Annotated in this window: 1 protein-coding gene; it reads left to right on the top strand. The window is 64.9% G+C overall.

The features are described 5' to 3' along the window. A partial coding sequence (locus LR394_RS41030) for an IS3 family transposase (protein ID WP_231450141.1) occupies window positions 1-904 on the top strand: 904 nt, incomplete at its 5' end. Between the last annotated feature and the right edge of the window lie 39 nt (window positions 905-943).

The raw sequence follows: 943 nt of genomic DNA, 5'->3' as shown, positions 1-943 counted from the left end.
CCTGGTGAGCCGCTTCCAGTTCGTTGATGATCACCGGGACACCTTCGAGGTGAAGCGGATGTGCCAGGTCCTGGACCTGCAGCGTTCCTCCTATTATGCCTGGCGCAAGGCCGCGCCCGGCCGGGCCCGCAGGGCCGCCGCCGACCAGTGCCTGGCCGAGCAGATCCGCCTCCTGAACGAGGCCGACCGGACACTGGGGGCACCCCGGATCACGGCCGAGCTCAACGAGGGCGTGCCGGCCGGTGAGCGGATCAACCACAAACGGGTGGCCCGCGTCATGCGCGAGCACAACATCACCGGGCTGCGGTTACGGCGCAAGGTCCGCACCACGATCAGCGACGAGTCCGGGCAGAAGTTCCCTGACCTGGTCAAACGCCAGTTCTGGGCGCCCGCACCGGGCTGTGTCTACGCCGGGGACATCACCTACCTGCCGATCGCCGACGGCTCGAACCTGTATCTGGCCACCGTCATCGACCTGGCCTCACGCCGCCTGGTCGGCTGGGCCATCGCCGATCACATGCGCACCGAACTGGTCATCGAGGCCCTCAACGACGCCCTCGCCACCCGAGGAACGCTGGAAGGAGCCATTTTTCACTCGGATCACGGAGCTCAATATACGTCGAACGCCTTCGTGGAACACTGCAGGAAACTCGGACTGCGTCAGTCCATGGGCAGGATCGGCTCCAGCGCCGACAACGCCGCCGTGGAGTCCTGGAACGCCACCTTCAAACGAGAAACCCTCCAAGGCGAACCGTTCTGGATCGACCAGGCCACCTGCCGCCGGGACAGCTTCCGGTTCTGCACCCGCTACAACACCCGCCGAAGGCACTCCTACTGCCAGAAAGTCTCACCCAACCAGTACGAGAACATCCTCAACGCTGCTACGTTCGTCCTGGCAGCCTGAAACACTCACCCGCGTGTCCAAATTCCGGGGTGAAGGCCC

The sequence above is a fragment of the Kineosporia babensis genome (assembly GCF_021129305.1).
Taxonomy (GTDB): Bacteria; Actinomycetota; Actinomycetes; order Actinomycetales; family Kineosporiaceae; genus Kineosporia; species Kineosporia babensis.
The sequence above is the reverse complement of the archived record's forward strand: the minus strand, read 5'-3'. Positions and strand labels throughout refer to the sequence as shown.